This is a genomic window from Vibrio sp., assembly GCF_047973365.1.
Lineage (GTDB): Bacteria > Pseudomonadota > Gammaproteobacteria > Enterobacterales > Vibrionaceae > Vibrio.
The window spans coordinates 1-14,285 of record NZ_JBKEBW010000075.1 but is presented as its reverse complement, the minus strand read 5'-3'; the positions used below and the strand labels follow the sequence as shown (position 1 = coordinate 14,285).

13 protein-coding genes and 1 other RNA gene are annotated in these 14,285 nt (G+C 40.9%); 8 read left to right on the top strand and 6 right to left on the bottom strand.

The features are described from left to right. Nucleotides 1-124: 124 nt before the first annotated feature. Together ACK5MF_RS09850 and ACK5MF_RS09845 are read right to left on the bottom strand one after the other, a co-directional pair. Nucleotides 125-1,996, bottom strand: coding sequence for an MFS transporter (locus ACK5MF_RS09850; RefSeq protein WP_416921725.1), 1,872 nt, complete (start codon nucleotides 1,994-1,996; stop codon nucleotides 125-127). Nucleotides 1,997-2,005: 9 nt separating this feature from the next. Further along, nucleotides 2,006-2,605 carry a TetR/AcrR family transcriptional regulator gene (locus ACK5MF_RS09845; protein WP_416921762.1) on the bottom strand — a complete coding sequence of 200 codons (600 nt, stop codon included), beginning with the start codon at nucleotides 2,603-2,605 and terminating at the stop codon, nucleotides 2,006-2,008. Nucleotides 2,606-2,800: 195 nt separating this feature from the next. Here ACK5MF_RS09845 and ACK5MF_RS09840 point away from each other — a divergent pair, with 195 nt between their 5' ends. Further along, nucleotides 2,801-3,673, top strand: coding sequence for a Tim44 domain-containing protein (locus ACK5MF_RS09840; RefSeq protein ID WP_416921723.1), 873 nt, complete (start codon nucleotides 2,801-2,803; stop codon nucleotides 3,671-3,673). A 323-nt stretch (nucleotides 3,674-3,996) separates the two neighbouring features. Here ACK5MF_RS09840 and ACK5MF_RS09835 read toward each other — a convergent pair whose 3' ends face one another. Beyond that, a complete protein-coding gene (locus ACK5MF_RS09835; RefSeq protein ID WP_416921721.1) occupies nucleotides 3,997-5,064 on the bottom strand; it encodes a PLP-dependent cysteine synthase family protein in 1,068 nt (355 codons plus the stop codon). A 119-nt stretch (nucleotides 5,065-5,183) separates the two neighbouring features. On the opposite strand from ACK5MF_RS09835, the gene ACK5MF_RS09830 reads away from it, so the two are divergent. Then, on the top strand, nucleotides 5,184-5,663 hold the full coding sequence (locus ACK5MF_RS09830; protein ID WP_416921719.1) for an Lrp/AsnC family transcriptional regulator: 480 nt from the start codon (nucleotides 5,184-5,186) through the stop codon (nucleotides 5,661-5,663). Nucleotides 5,664-5,907: 244 nt separating this feature from the next. Here ACK5MF_RS09830 and tesB read toward each other — a convergent pair whose 3' ends face one another. Next, a complete protein-coding gene (tesB, locus tag ACK5MF_RS09825) occupies nucleotides 5,908-6,768 on the bottom strand; it encodes an acyl-CoA thioesterase II (RefSeq protein WP_416921717.1) in 861 nt (286 codons plus the stop codon). Between the two features lie 264 nt (nucleotides 6,769-7,032). Between tesB and ACK5MF_RS09820 the strand changes: the two genes are divergently transcribed. Then, on the top strand, nucleotides 7,033-7,491 hold the full coding sequence (locus tag ACK5MF_RS09820; protein WP_416921715.1) for a YbaY family lipoprotein: 459 nt from the start codon (nucleotides 7,033-7,035) through the stop codon (nucleotides 7,489-7,491). Nucleotides 7,492-7,519: 28 nt separating this feature from the next. On the opposite strand, the gene ACK5MF_RS09815 is transcribed toward ACK5MF_RS09820, so the two are convergent. Continuing rightward, complete coding sequence (locus tag ACK5MF_RS09815; protein ID WP_416921713.1) at nucleotides 7,520-7,822, bottom strand: MGMT family protein; 303 nt, start codon at nucleotides 7,820-7,822, stop codon at nucleotides 7,520-7,522. A gap of 135 nt (nucleotides 7,823-7,957) precedes the next feature. Here ACK5MF_RS09815 and ACK5MF_RS09810 point away from each other — a divergent pair, with 135 nt between their 5' ends. From ACK5MF_RS09810 to ACK5MF_RS09790, 5 genes are all read left to right on the top strand, one after another. After that, complete coding sequence (locus ACK5MF_RS09810) at nucleotides 7,958-9,964, top strand: diguanylate cyclase domain-containing protein (protein ID WP_416921712.1); 2,007 nt, start codon at nucleotides 7,958-7,960, stop codon at nucleotides 9,962-9,964. A gap of 145 nt (nucleotides 9,965-10,109) precedes the next feature. Beyond that, nucleotides 10,110-10,206: signal recognition particle sRNA small type (gene ffs / locus ACK5MF_RS09805), an RNA gene on the top strand. Between the two features lie 120 nt (nucleotides 10,207-10,326). After that, nucleotides 10,327-10,950 (top strand): Tn7 transposase TnsA N-terminal domain-containing protein, encoded by a 624-nt coding sequence (locus ACK5MF_RS09800; RefSeq protein ID WP_416921710.1) that lies wholly within the window; start codon nucleotides 10,327-10,329, stop codon nucleotides 10,948-10,950. Then, nucleotides 10,937-12,838: a Mu transposase C-terminal domain-containing protein gene (locus ACK5MF_RS09795; RefSeq protein WP_416921708.1), complete on the top strand. Its 1,902-nt coding sequence runs from the start codon at nucleotides 10,937-10,939 to the stop codon at nucleotides 12,836-12,838. The genes ACK5MF_RS09800 and ACK5MF_RS09795 overlap by 14 nt, the downstream gene beginning before the upstream one ends. Continuing rightward, complete coding sequence (locus tag ACK5MF_RS09790) at nucleotides 12,828-13,910, top strand: ATP-binding protein (protein WP_416921706.1); 1,083 nt, start codon at nucleotides 12,828-12,830, stop codon at nucleotides 13,908-13,910. The genes ACK5MF_RS09795 and ACK5MF_RS09790 overlap by 11 nt, the downstream gene beginning before the upstream one ends. Here ACK5MF_RS09790 and ACK5MF_RS09785 read toward each other — a convergent pair. Continuing rightward, a complete protein-coding gene (locus ACK5MF_RS09785; protein WP_416921704.1) occupies nucleotides 13,899-14,210 on the bottom strand; it encodes a helix-turn-helix domain-containing protein in 312 nt (103 codons plus the stop codon). The genes ACK5MF_RS09790 and ACK5MF_RS09785 overlap by 12 nt on opposite strands. Nucleotides 14,211-14,285 lie beyond the last annotated feature (75 nt).

The window sequence follows — 14,285 nt, the reverse complement described above, 5'->3', positions numbered from 1 at the left end:
AACAACATTCTTTAACCAGTACGGAGAGGCATTGTAACGACAAGTTGTCGTTCAGGACATCTTAATGTCTTGAATATCTGTTCAGTCATTCGCCGTAAACCCTCGCAATGCGCTTGACGACCACTTATCGCCAATCGCCGCGTAATTGAGCCACTTTTTCGAACATCATTTCGCAAGATGCATTTTGCGAAGCAATGGTGGGACCAGCCTCAATTTCTAATCGCGACCAAAAGCGTCTCGGTAGCCCTTTACAAGCTCTTCCCCGGTATCGGCTGAAATAGCTGCCCCACAAACCTTTAAGTGCCATCGGGACAACGGGAACAGGACTACGTTTTAATATGATATCTAAGCCTCGCATAAATTCGTTCATTTCACCGTCTGCAGTAAGTCGACCTTCAGGGAAAATACAGACTAGATGCCCTTGATTGAGTGCCTGTTCAACTTGATTGAAGGCACGAAGTATCGAACGTCTATTACGAGCGCAGATAGGAATAACCCCAGCACGTTTTAAAAAGCCGCGCAATACAGGCAAGTTTGCGTAATCTTCTTCCATGACAAAGCGAATTAGGCGAGGACTGGCGGCACTGAGTAGCAGCGCATCCATATAGCTGACGTGATTGCACACAATCAGCGCGCCACCGTGTTGTGGAATGTAATGAAGATTGGTGTGCTTTACTCGGTAGATAGTATGCGTCAATGCCCACACCAGCAGTCGAACAGCGAAAACAGGCACCTGTAAGAACACAAATGCAGCCATTAAAAGATTAATAACAGAGACAACGATAAAAAGCCGAGTGATGGAGAGCTCGAATACGGACAAACAGACGATTCCCAGGATGGCACTGCCAACCATGAATAAGGAATTATAGATATTTAGCGCTGCAATCACTTGTGCGCGCTGGCTTTCTTTAGCTCGCTGTTGCATTAGGGCATAAAGAGGAACAATAAATATTCCGCCAGATGCGCCCAGCAGAAGCAAATAACAGAACAATGGCCAAAGTGGTTTGTAGCGGGCGAACTCACTCAATTGATGGAAGATAGGTAGAGAATCGGGAATGCTGGTGGCCATCAAATAACCAAACACAGTGATGCCTAAACTACCAATAGGCACAATACCGATTTCAATTCGATGATTAGACAGTTTGTCACAGCTTAGTGAACCAAGCGCGATACCGATTGAGAAAAGCGCAAGTAAGAAAGAAACCGCACTTTCACTGCCGTTAAGATGCTGTTTAGTGAAGTTTGGAAACTGGGTTAAGTACATCGCCCCTAACAACCAGAACCAGCTAATCGCCATAATGCAAAGAAATATGGCGCGGTCGCTCTTCGCAATAGACAAGGTATGGCGAGTCTGACGGATAGGGTGCCATGTGAAGTGAATATGTGGGTTACCCGCAGGTGCTTTAGGTATAAAACGACTGGCTAAGTAGCCACAAACAGAAAAAAGCACCACGCAAACAGAAGCAATGAATTTCGCATCATCGAGCGACGCAATGACTCCGGCGCCAATGGTACCGAACAATATGGCAAGGAAAGTACCGGCTTCAACCAACGCATTACCTGAAACCAGTTCATTGGCTTTAAGCTGCTGAGGTAATAACGCATATTTTACCGGACCGAAAAATGCCGATTGAGTGCCCATCAAAAACAGCATTAAAAGCAACACAAGGTAACTTTCGGTGATAAAGCCGATGGCACCTAAGCACATAATGGCAATTTCAATCAGTTTAACTTTGCGTATAAACCAAGACTTTTCATATTTATCTGCGAGCAGGCCTGCGGAAGCTGAAAAAAGGAAAAACGGAAGGATGAATAATCCAGCCGCCAAATTAATGAATAGGTGACTGGACATAGGAAGAATGGCGCTGCCTGAGAAGGCAACGAAAAGTAACAAAACATTTTTAAAGATGTTGTCGTTGAATGCGCCAAAAAATTGCGTCACAAAATAGGGAAGAAAACGTCGTTGTGTGAGCAACGGTGTTTGGTGTTGCGACATCCTATGTCCTTATGAATGAGACCAATGACTCAAGTAGTTAGAGAGTAGATTGTCAATCAGCTTCTTGCCGTCAATGGGTTCGTTGGCGAAAAACTTGTCGTCAACGCTCAATAAGGTAATGCCGTGAACGCCAGACCAAAGTACACGGCTCGCTTGCAAAATGTCGCGAGCTGAATGATGAGGTGCAATAATCGTAAGCAAATCTTCCAGCATGCTTGTCATATTATCGATACGTTCAGCTTGCCACTGTGGAAGATCTTCACCGTTCATCTTATGCTCAAAAATAAGTTGCCAGCGGTAAGGATTTTTTTGTGCGAAATCGTGATAACAATACGCCAGTTGATAGAGGGCTTGTTTGGAATCGCTGCATTGACTGACCACGTTTTTGGATTCTAAAGCCAGTTCATCAAGCGTCTCCGCAACAACGTGCAATAACAACAGGTTATAGTTACCAAACACGTTGACCAATGTACTAGGTACATAGCCAATCATGTTTGCCACTTTTCGCAAACTGAGTTCGTGATAGGAGTGCTCAGTTAAAAAATCTTTCACGGAACTGAGTGTGAGAGAAATTAATTCCTCTCTGGTGTGATCGTTTCGTCTCGCCATAACCGCAATAGTGTAATGAACAACGTTCGATATTCTAATAAGCATGTTCTGGAGCGTCAATTACTAGGTTTGCAATATTCTGATACAAGTCCTCACCGCAAAAGCGTTTTCTTGTCAGAGCGAAGTGGATATGATGTGTCACAAACATAGCTAGGGTATATAGCACCCTCGTAATAAATAATGTGAAGGATAAGTATGAAACGTCTGTTCTCGCTGATCGCACTGTTGATGATTTCTGTCGCTGTGACCCCGATAGCTGAAGCTAAAAAATTTGGTGGCGGTAAATCATTCGGTAAAAGTTTCAAAACGGCTCCTGCTCCTAAGCAGCAAAGCCAAAACACGAGCACTATCAATAAAGATACGACTAAAGCTGCGCCAAACGCAGGTAAAAAAGGTCTGATGGGTGGCCTGCTAGGCGGTCTACTTGCTGGTGGTTTGTTAGCCGCCTTCTTCGGTGGTGCCTTCGAGGGCATTCAGTTCCTCGACATCCTAATTATGGGTTTAATTGCTTATTTCGCCTTTAAATTCTTACGCGGTATATTGGGTGCGAAACAAAGCAGTATGAACCAGAGCCAGCAGCAGCCAGCATTCGGTGGTATGAACCGTAACATGCATGAGCAACCAAACGTACACAACTTTGAACAGCCACAAGCTGCGGGCGGTTTCGGCACAATGGCCGCTAGCGATGTTCCACACAACTACCCACCGGGTTTTGAACAAGCGGCTTTCATTAGTGGCGCTCGTGAGCACTACCGTATTCTTCAAGGTGCTTGGAACTACAACCAGCTTGAGACCATTGAAGAATATGTTTCACCAAGCTTGTTTGCCGATCTTAAAGACGAGCGTGCGAAGCTGGAAGGTGAGCAACACACAGATGTCATGTATGTGGATGCTGAAATTGTTCGTGCAGATTATGATGCGAGCAAAGCTCAACTTAGCCTTCAATTCAGTGGTCGTTACCGTGATGCCGTTGAAGGTATCGAAGAAAACATCGAAGATATCTGGCACTTAGAGCGTGACCTGACTGTAGCAAACGCACCTTGGTTAATCGTTGGTATTCAAGCTTAATCATCCATTTCGTCACAACATTGCTTTTGTATAACGTCCGAGCTTGTCTTGGGCGTTTTTCTATACAAGAAGCATCGCTCGATTAAGGGCAGTGAAGTAGTCACCAGTAATAGCGATTATTCCAATTCGAATAGCTATTATACCAGTCTGGAAAACTTTCTGATCAGTGAATGGGCATCGATAAGCAAACCCTCTGAGCCAAGGATGGCTCAGCGGAGCCCCATGGAGGGTCGCTGTTATAAAAATAAGGGCGTGTTTGTGTTCGATGCCCATTCGCTGTTCCACCGATGCTCAATCTGATCACATTTTTTCCTAGAACGGTATTACTCCAATTCGCCAGTTTTAGAGAAAACTTCTAGCTTTGATAGAAATGGAGCAAGATCACCAATGTTGTTTGCTACCCAATCCGTGTTGTAGTAAGTGTCTAAGTATCGTTCCCCACTGTCACACAACAAGGTGACAATTGAACCTGTTTCACCTTTCCGTTTCATCTCGCTAGCCAGTTGCAATGCGCCGTAAAGGTTGGTGCCTGTTGAAGCGCCGGCTTTTCTTCCCAGAATGTTCTCTAACCAATATATCGTTGCAACGCTAGCGGCGTCAGGTATTTGTAGCATTTCATCAACCACATTGGGAATAAAGCTAGGTTCCACTCGTGGGCGACCAATGCCCTCAATTTTACTGCCGCAATCTAAGCGTAAATCAGGGTTGCGCGTGTTGTAAAAGTCGAAAAATACTGAGTTCTGCGGGTCAACCACACACAATTTGGTGTTGTGTTGTTGGTAGCGGATAAAGCGTCCAATGGTTGCGGAAGTGCCCCCAGTACCCGGGCTCATTACAATCCAAGTTGGGATAGGGTGATCTTCCATTTTCATCTGACGATAGATGCTATCTGCAATATTGCTGTTGCCACGCCAGTCTGTTGCACGTTCCGCATAAGTAAACTGATCCATGTAATGACCATTGAGCTCAGTCGCTAAACGATGTGATTCGGCATAAATTTGATCGGAACGGTCAACCAAGTGTGCGTTGCCGCCATAAAACTCAATTTGCTCAATTTTTTTAATCGCGGTGCATTTGGGCATCACGGCAATAAAAGGCAAGCCGAGTAGGCGAGCAAAATAGGCTTCGGATACAGCGGTACTGCCGGAAGATGACTCAATAATTGGCGTTTCTGGCCCAATCCATCCATTACAAATGGCATAAAGAAATAGTGAGCGGGCAAGGCGATGTTTTAATGAGCCAGTAGGGTGCGTACTTTCATCTTTCAGATAAATATCAATTCCCTGTAAACACGGCAAGTCAAGTTTGATTAAGTGAGTGTCAGCAGAGCGTTGATAGTCGGCTTCGATTTTCCGAATAGCGCTATTTATCCATTGATGGTCTGTACACATGTATTTTCTCCCTAAGTTGATTATTCATAATCTAGCGATTTGTTAGGAGAAAAGCTTTGCTAAATTTTTCGTATTTTATTAATTTTGTAGAAAATAATTCTCTTTAGAATGAGTTTGGTATGAATCTAGATAAGATCGACCGCAAAATATTGGCAATACTCCAGCAAGACAGCACGGTTTCACTTAACGATTTGGCTGATGCAGTGAACCTAACCACGACACCATGTTGGAAGCGTCTTAAAAAACTGGAAGAAGCGGGCGTTATCGCTAAGCGCGTGGCTTTGCTTAACCCTGAAACATTGGGTTTATGCTTTACGGTTTTTGTGTTGGTACAAACTAGCGATCACTCCCATGAGTGGTATCGAAAATTTGTTGCAGCCGTTGAGGTGTTTCCGGAAGTGATGGAGTTTTATCGTATGGCGGGTGAGTACGACTATATGATGAAAGTGCTGGTTAAAGACATGAAAGACTATGATCAGTTCTATAAAAAACTGGTTAACAGTATTGCAGGGCTTAACAACGTGACATCAACATTTGCGATGGAATCGTTGAAATACACCACTGAGTTGCCATTAGGCAACTCAGGATTAGCTGACTAGGTCAAGGATATGTTGTTACTCTAATCCTTAACCTAAAGGGAGGGTAATACCGTTCTAGGAAAACTTCGGGTCAGTGAATGGGCATCGATAAGCAAACCCTCTGAGCCAAGGATGGCTCAGCGGAGCCCCATGGAAGGCTGCTCTTATAAAAAATAAGGCGTGTTTGTGTTCGATGCCCATTCGCTGTTCCACCAATACCCAATTTGATCATATTTTTACCTAGGATAATGGAATAAAGCAGAAATTATGGTTTGAAGCGCATAACACCTTCTTGAACAGCGGTCGCGACCAAATGACCTTGTTGGTTGTAGATCTCACCGCGTACCAAGCCGCGAGTGTTACTTGCTGTCGGGCTCTCAATAGCAAACAACAACCATTGGTCCATTTTAAATGGTCTGTGATACCAAATGGAATGATCGATGGTAGCCACTTGGAACTTTGGCGTAAGCAAAGAAACGTCATGAGGATGTAACGCTGTCACTAAAAATCCCCAATCAGATGCGTAGCCCAAAATATATTGATGAATAAGCTGGTTATCTGGCATTCGTCCGTTCGCTCTCATCCATAGGTACTGCTTAGGCTCTGCTTTTTGTGGCTTCAAAGGATTAATGACAGTGACTGGGCGAATTTCGATAGGCTTTTCACCACACAACATTCTTTTCAGTTTTTCTGGAATCAAATGAGCGACTTGTTCAGCCAGTTGCGATTCAGACACAAAATTCTCAGGCCCCGGAATGCTGGGCATGGTGTTCTGGTGTTCAAATCCCGGAGCCTCGCCATGATAAGAGGCGGTTAAGTAAAAAATGGGTCGTCCGTTTTGAATCGCTTTTACCCGTCTGGTGCTAAAACTTTTACCGTCTCGAAGGTTTTCTACATCATAGATAATTGGCTTCTCTGAATCACCGGGATACAAGAAATAGCTGTGGAATGAGTGAACGGTTCGGTCAGGTTCCACAGTGTAATGAGCCGCAGAAAGTGCTTGCCCTATCACTTGTCCACCATAAACTTGAGGTAACCCTAAGTTCTCACTTTCTCCACGAAATAAGCCTTCTTCTAGTTTTTCTAATTGCAGCAAGTTTAATAGTTCTTGCAGAGGTTTACTCATAGTTTGTTCTTTCCTTTATCTTCTTTGTCTGACTTTGCTAGTTTGTTTTCTGCGTCAATTGTTTGTCAATAGCTTGTCTGATGCCGTGACCTGACTAGCTTACATCGGCTAAAATGCAGTTAACGTATTGATTTAACAGCACAGCTATTGAATGAGTACTCAGTATATTAGTAGTAACACAAGCGATATGACAGCCTAGGACACTGAATCTATACTGATTTATATGAAATTGGTCTGTTCTAGACATCTTATAAGAGAGGCAAAATGAAAAAAATAATGCTATTGGTGGCATCGTTGGTGGCAAGTTGTTTATTTTTGGTCGGATGTCAAAACTCAGAGGAACCTATGACTCAGTCTCAGCCAGAATCTCAACCATCACAAATCATGAAAACTGTGACAGGGACGGTTTCCTATCGCGAGCGAATCGCTTTGCCTGATGATGCGAAAGTAAAGGTATTGCTGCAGGATGTGTCACGAATGGATACTGTTGCTATTGTTATAGCTAAACAGGAATTTGTGACAGAAGGGCATCAAGTGCCTTTGGCTTTTGAATTGGCTTATGATGAAGCAACTATTCAGCCTAGACATACTTATGCTGTTTCGGCTCGTATTGAAGTAAACGGAAAGCTTCGTTTTATTACCGATACTCAATACCGAGTCATCACAGATGAAAAGAACACCACCAATGTTGATGTCCGTCTAATCGGAGTTCCTCAGCAATAAAAAATTGTGTTTTCGTATAATGGCAGCGTTAAGGCTGCCATTTGTATTTCTTGAGTGATATTTTGCCATGACTGCTCACTGTGACCCCCTCCGCCACTAACCGCTCTCTCTGCCTGTCCCAATCAGGCCCAGTCAATGAAATCTCTCCTTTACTGTTAATTACTCTAAACCAAGGGATTTTACTTCCTTGAGGAAGATTGCCTAACGCTTTGCCTACATGTCGCGCATACCCGGGGTAGCCGGCCATTTTCGCTATTTCACCGTAGGTAGAGACTTTTCCCTCTGGGATTTGATAAATCACAGTGAAGATATGTGATAGAAATTGGTCCATACTGAGTGGGTCCTATGCAAAAATATGCTGTACGAATTGCAAAAAACTTTATGCAATCAAAGTTAGCTTCGATACTATTGATCAACACAAAAAATATGTTCAACACAAAAAATAAAAAATCTTATAACAACGTCTATGTCTAGAACCATGCATATCTGCAATTGGCTGTTGCTGCTGTTGTGTTCATCGCAAGTGCTGGCTGCTGAAGCGGATGACCCACATAAAATCTATTTTGTCGCGACAGAAGCGGACGATGTCGTGTCACGCGTCATATTTGACGATGTGTCGTACCACTTTAATATTGATATAGAATATGTGAATTATTCGAGCTTCGACGCAATTTTGAAGTCCGTTGAAGCAGGTATCAGTGATTTTGCTGCCAATGTGACGTTTACTCCTGAGCGTGCTGAACGTTTCGATTTTTCTCGCCCTACTAACATTGAATACACCTATCTATTTAGCAAAACCAATGGCCACCTGGAAGATATGAGGAAAGTCGGTGTACCAGCAGGTACCATTTATGGTGATTTGATTCGTCAGAATTATCCAGGAATAGAACTTGTGGACTATTACGGTTCTGCTGAAGCTAAACAGTTACTGCAACATGCAAAAGTGGATGGGGTTGTTGACGCGATAAACCAACTCAAACCTATGCTACTTGAAGGGTTTGATGCTCAACTTCTCAATGACAGGATCTCTATCCAGCCCGTTTCGATAGTGACGCCAACCGGTGAAAATGCGCAATTATTGAGTGAAATAGAAAGCCATGTTCATTCTGCCCGTGTGCAGAAGCTGTTGCGTGAATCTATCCAGAAATATCAGTTCGATATTCGTAAACATGCTCTACGCCAAGCGGTGATAGATAGTGGTTTGAATATTCAACGACCGCTTAAAGTTAAACTAGAAAATGTCAGCCCTTATTCGACCTATCATCAGGATGGTGATGTGAGTGGTATCAGTGCCGATGTGGTTTTTAGTGCGTGTGATATCTTGCTTTTGAAATGTGAGTTAGCGAGTAAAGCGGATGAAACATGGGAGAGCATGTACAACGATATTCGCCATCAACATATTGATATTATTGCCCCTTTGACGGTCACAGAGCAGCGTAAAAGCATAGTGAATTTCAGCGAAAGTTACTATCATCCTGAAGCGGTGATGATCAAAAGAGAAAGTTATAAAGACTTTGTTTACAGCAATGTGTCAGAACTTGTGGCAGAACGTATTGGTGTGATTAAGGATGACTTCTTTGAAGAGCTGTTACGCCGAATGTTACCGCGTAAAGAGCTAGATATTTTCTTCACTCAAGAAGAGATGCTTGAAGCACTTTTGACTCATCAGGTGGATTACATTGTGATGAGCCGAGGGAACTTCAACTTATTTCTGCGCGAATCAGATGATCTGCTGCCATTTGTTGAAGATTCGATGATCGGTGGGTTCTATAAATTTGATATTGCTATCGGTTTTACTAAATCACCGTTGGGTGAAACATTGGCGTCGCTATTTAGCCGTGCGATTAAAATGATGGATACTCAAAAAATCATCAAAACCTATGATTATCAACCTGATTGGCGAGCTACCTTAGTGGTTGAAAAGCGCTTTACTCGTCATAGTCAGTGGTTGTTTGCCACTGCATTTGGCTTGCTCGTCATCGTTGCTTTGTATCTGCATCAACAATCTAATACCGACAACCTGACGAAACTGCGTAACCGCCGAGCTTTGTATCGTAGATACAGTAGGGGCTTAGCTGGCAAAATATCACTGGTTTATCTCGACCTAAATCACTTTAAACAGATTAACGATAATTACGGGCATGAGATCGGCGATAAGGTGTTAAAGCAACTGGCACAACGGATTTCGCAAGTATGGAAAGGCCGTGCATATCGCATTGGTGGTGATGAATTCATTTTAGTTGGCAACATTAAACGTGAGCAGCTAGAAGAGATCCAAGCTTATCTGCAACATTTTGTCTTTGTCGATGTTGAACGAGATGTGAGTTTCGATGTGACTGTTGCTGTCGGCGTTTCTAGCGGGCGCGAAAGTTACATGTCTCTGCAAGAGGTGTTACATCAAACAGATCAAGCAATGTATGAAACTAAGCACCAGAGAAATGTAGTGACCCCCATTCGCATCAAACATCGATAATCGGAACAGATTTAAACAAATTGTTTAATTGATGTTCAATTGGTTCGCAATCAAAGAGTTTACTAGGATTTAGGCTTGCAATGATGCAATCGATGCTTGATAATCCTCCCACTCTTTGGCTCGAACCAAAGATGCTCTATGGAGGCCCTGGTCCTCCCGCAACACTAATTCGTGAACCTGGTCAGGCCCGGAAGGGAGCAGCCACAGCGAATGACGTGTGTGCCGGGATGTAGCTGGGGCTTCCACCCATCTGATATGTGCAAATTGAAATTGCAAAAATTGCAATTAACTCTGCAAATTTGTATAAAGTATCTGCATAGACTAATTTTTGTTGTAGGTTTACAACAAAAAGTGGCAGCGCTATGTATGATCAAACCAAAAAATCTTCCCATGTTCATAATATTCGCAAGTTTATGAGCTTAAAGAATGACGATATCGTTCGGACTATGTCGTTACTTGAGTTTGATTTCTGCTTTCATCTTGAATACAACCCTGACATTAAAAGTTTTTCTTCTCAACCCCAAGAATATTATTACTATTTTAATAATAGGCGTTGTCGATATACACCAGATTTCTTATTAACTGATGTATTGGGGAAAAATCGGTTAGTTGAGGTGAAATATTCAAAAAAAACCAAAACTGCCGATTTTATATCAAGATTCATTGAAAGGAAAAAGGCAATTAAGAATGATTGTGGTCTTGACGTGATTTTGGTAACTGAGAAACAAATCCGAATTAATCCCATATTAAACAATTTGAAGTTATTACATCGTTACTCGGGGTTACATACTGTAACCGAAATTGAGACATTCATTCTAAAATATATTCAGAGTAAACAGAAAGTACAGCTTCGTGAGGTTTCTGAAGCTTTAGGTTTAACAAAGCATGAGACCTTAATTAGCACTTTATGTTGGCTATCTTCAGGCAAGGTTAAGACAGATCTTAAGAGTAATGATTTTGGGTTAAGTAATTATGTCTGGTGCTAACGATTCCTTCGATAGTGATGATGATCTATTTGGGTTTATTGATGAATTTATTGAAGATGAAGTAGATGCATCATCTCAATATTGCAATGATTTTTTTGCTGATGTTAATAATTGTTTTGAACCATCTTTTGATACTTTACCACTTAAAGTCCAACAGCAAGCCTTTTCTCGTTTGAATATTTTTAAATATATCGAAAAGAACATTAAAGGTGGGTGGAGTGAAAAAAATTTATTACCATTACTTCATACATACAAAGAAAAAACCGGTGAGAAAATCCCTAGCTGTAGGACATTAAATAATTGGAAGACAGCTTATTTAGAATCAGATAGGGAGATATGGTCCTTAGTTCCAAAATATGATGCTAGAGGACATCGACCAAGGAAGAAAGATACTAAATATTTAATTGATGAAGCTATCACAGTAAAATATTTAAACGATAAAAGGATATCGGTATCTGAAGCTTATGAATATTACAAATATAGAGTTATTGAAGAAAATCGTTCTAACGGTGGTAGAAAACTGAAGCCGATAAGTAAAAGGACTTTTTATAATAGAATCAATGAATTACCTCCATATGATGTTGCCGTAGCTCGTTATGGAAAACGATATGCAGATCGAGAGTTTAAAATGGTAGATCATATATTTTCAGCAACATATCCCATGGAATATGTTGAAATCGATCATACACCAGCTCCCGTCATGTTGTTAGATGATGAATTGGATCTGCCGTTGGGAAGACCATATTTAACTATTCTGTATGATCGGTACAGTGAGTGTATTGCGGGGTTATATGTTAGTTATCGAGATCCTAGTTATGAATCTGTACGATCTGCGTTTATTAATGCTGTATTGAAAAAGGATTGGGTCAATGCAAGATATCCTTCAATCGAGAATGATTGGCCCTGCTATGGTAAAATTACCTATTTGGTTGTTGATAATGGGTCGGAGTTTTGGTCTGCTGATTTAGAGTCGGCATTAAAGCCACTGGTAACTGATATTATTTACACTAAAGCAGCTAAACCATGGGAAAAACCGCATGTAGAAAAAGCATTTGACTCTTTTTATAAGCGGTTGCTTAGTCGTTTACCTGGTAAGACGTTTAATAACATAACTGAATTGAAAGATTATGACCCTAAAAAGCACGCAGCAGTTCGAGTATCTGTTTTCTTGGAGCTTCTCTATAAATTAATAGTCGATTATCTTCATATGAATTCCGATTCTAGGGAACGGCGTATACCTTACTATAAATGGTCAGAGTCGAAATGGAGACCGAATTTTTATGAGGGGGAGGAAGCCATACAATTAAAAATTGAACTAGGGAAACTAAATACCAGAACCTTGGGTAAAGACGGGATTCGATTACATAATCTTCGATATAATAGTGATGAGCTTGTGGAGTATAAAAAACGTTCGGCAAAGGCAAACAAGAAAGGTTCCACTGTTATTGTTAAGACAGATCCTGATGATCTTAGTCATGTTTATGTTTACCTCCAAGAAGATAAAAAATATTTAAAAGTTCCAGTTATTGAAGGATCTGGGCATGTCGAGGGAATTTCTTTATATCAACATGAAAGAATTTGTGCAATTAAACGTCTAAATACAAGATTGAAAAAAGATGAAGAATCGCTAGCAGATACTTACTTATATATTGACCGAAGAATTGATGGTGAAGTTGAACGTTTAGAGAAAAAAAGAACCGGAAAATCATCAACTTTACCGAAAACTACAAATCTATCGAAGATTGCTAAATATAAAAAAGTTGGTAGTGAAGGACCGAGTTCTATTGTAACAGATAAATCCTCTATTCAATCCCCAGCTAAAACTTCATTAAGTGATGATATTGAAATAAACACTGGAATGGATTTAAGTGATATTGATGGATACTAAGATGTTTAATCTGAACGACCAGCAACAAGAGCAACTACGGGATTTTCGAGAATGTTTTATTGAATATAAGCAGGTCACTGACATTTACAGTATTTTTGATAGATTAATGTTTAATTGTACTGTTGGCGGAGAACAACAATCTTTATTGCTAACTGGGGACACTGGTTCAGGGAAAAGTGCGCTTATTAACCATTATTTGCAGCGCTTTCCTAAAATACAAAATCGATGGGCCGATATGCCGGTTTTAAATACAAGGATTCCTGGAAAAATCAAAGAGCAAAATACTTTAGAACGTTTTTTGCTAGATCTTGATAGTACAGTATCGAGTAGAGTTAAACGGTCTAATAGAGAAGGTTCTTTACTTACGAGTGTTATTAAAACTCTGATACGAAAAAAAGTAAGATTGATAATTGTAAATGAAGTTCAGGAACTCATTGAATTTAAGGATGCAGAGGAAAGACAAACTATCGCTAATACGTTTAAGATGATCAGTGAGGATGCCAGCGTATCATTTGTTTTAGTTGGAATGCCATATTCATCATTGCTTGCAGATGAATCGCAATGGAATTCACGATTGGGTTGGCGTAGACATCTTGATTATTTCCATTTATTTAAAACGGAAGAACTTGAAAATGGTAAGATATTATTGTCACCAAACGAAGATGGAAAAATTCATTTTGCTAAATTTGTGGCGGGATTAGCCGCAAGAATGGGGTTTGCTCAAAGACCCAATCTGACTTCAGATGATATTTTGTTGCCGTTATTCGCTGTATGTCATGGTGAATGTCGGGCTTTAAAGCATTTTCTATCTGATGCATTGCTCAATGCATTATCTAAATCCGCAAACACGATTGATATAGATATATTGTCAGATACGTTTGATTTTAAATATCCGTCAATTAAAGATAATCCATTTAAATGTGAATTAAAGGAACTTAATATTCGGGAATTACGATCAGAAACTTGGTATGATCAAAAAGCTCAATTTAAAGAAGATCGCATAATAGATAGGACGTTTACTGATGTATTACCTATTCATATGTTATTGAGCAAAAGACCTTTACAAGGATGAATTTTTCGTTTCTAACATAGAGAGTAAATTCTCTTTTTCTTCATCACTCAATTTATCAATCAAACAAACCAACTCAGCCGTCACATCATCCTCACAAAAGAAATAATTCAATGGCACCCCCAATTCCTCAGCCATACGAGATAGGGTTCCAATATCAGGAACATGACGACCTTTTTCGTAATGATTCATGCGACCACTTGCAGAGCTTTCTTCCATTCCAATTTTTACCCCAAGATCTTTTTGGGTGATTTTGGCTTTTTTACGCGCTGCTTTGAGCCTCTCTGGGATTGGGTTTTCCACTTAGACATTCTTTTGATACCTGTAGATAACTTAGATTGTCTAAGTTTTACTTAATTTTGTATACTTAGCAATCCT

Excerpts from the sequence above, each read along its gene's own strand:
- ACK5MF_RS09850 (WP_416921725.1), bottom strand. The coding sequence starts at position 1,996 with ATGTCGCAACACCAAACACCGTTGCTCACACAACGACGTTTTCTTCCC.
- ACK5MF_RS09845 (WP_416921762.1), bottom strand. The coding sequence starts at position 2,605 with ATGGCGAGACGAAACGATCACACCAGAGAGGAATTAATTTCTCTCACA.
- ACK5MF_RS09840 (WP_416921723.1), top strand. The coding sequence starts at position 2,801 with ATGAAACGTCTGTTCTCGCTGATCGCACTGTTGATGATTTCTGTCGCT.
- ACK5MF_RS09835 (WP_416921721.1), bottom strand. The coding sequence starts at position 5,064 with ATGTGTACAGACCATCAATGGATAAATAGCGCTATTCGGAAAATCGAA.
- ACK5MF_RS09830 (WP_416921719.1), top strand. The coding sequence starts at position 5,184 with ATGAATCTAGATAAGATCGACCGCAAAATATTGGCAATACTCCAGCAA.
- tesB (WP_416921717.1), bottom strand. The coding sequence starts at position 6,768 with ATGAGTAAACCTCTGCAAGAACTATTAAACTTGCTGCAATTAGAAAAA.
- ACK5MF_RS09820 (WP_416921715.1), top strand. The coding sequence starts at position 7,033 with ATGAAAAAAATAATGCTATTGGTGGCATCGTTGGTGGCAAGTTGTTTA.
- ACK5MF_RS09815 (WP_416921713.1), bottom strand. The coding sequence starts at position 7,822 with ATGGACCAATTTCTATCACATATCTTCACTGTGATTTATCAAATCCCA.
- ACK5MF_RS09810 (WP_416921712.1), top strand. The coding sequence starts at position 7,958 with ATGTCTAGAACCATGCATATCTGCAATTGGCTGTTGCTGCTGTTGTGT.
- ACK5MF_RS09800 (WP_416921710.1), top strand. The coding sequence starts at position 10,327 with ATGTATGATCAAACCAAAAAATCTTCCCATGTTCATAATATTCGCAAG.
- ACK5MF_RS09795 (WP_416921708.1), top strand. The coding sequence starts at position 10,937 with ATGTCTGGTGCTAACGATTCCTTCGATAGTGATGATGATCTATTTGGG.
- ACK5MF_RS09790 (WP_416921706.1), top strand. The coding sequence starts at position 12,828 with ATGGATACTAAGATGTTTAATCTGAACGACCAGCAACAAGAGCAACTA.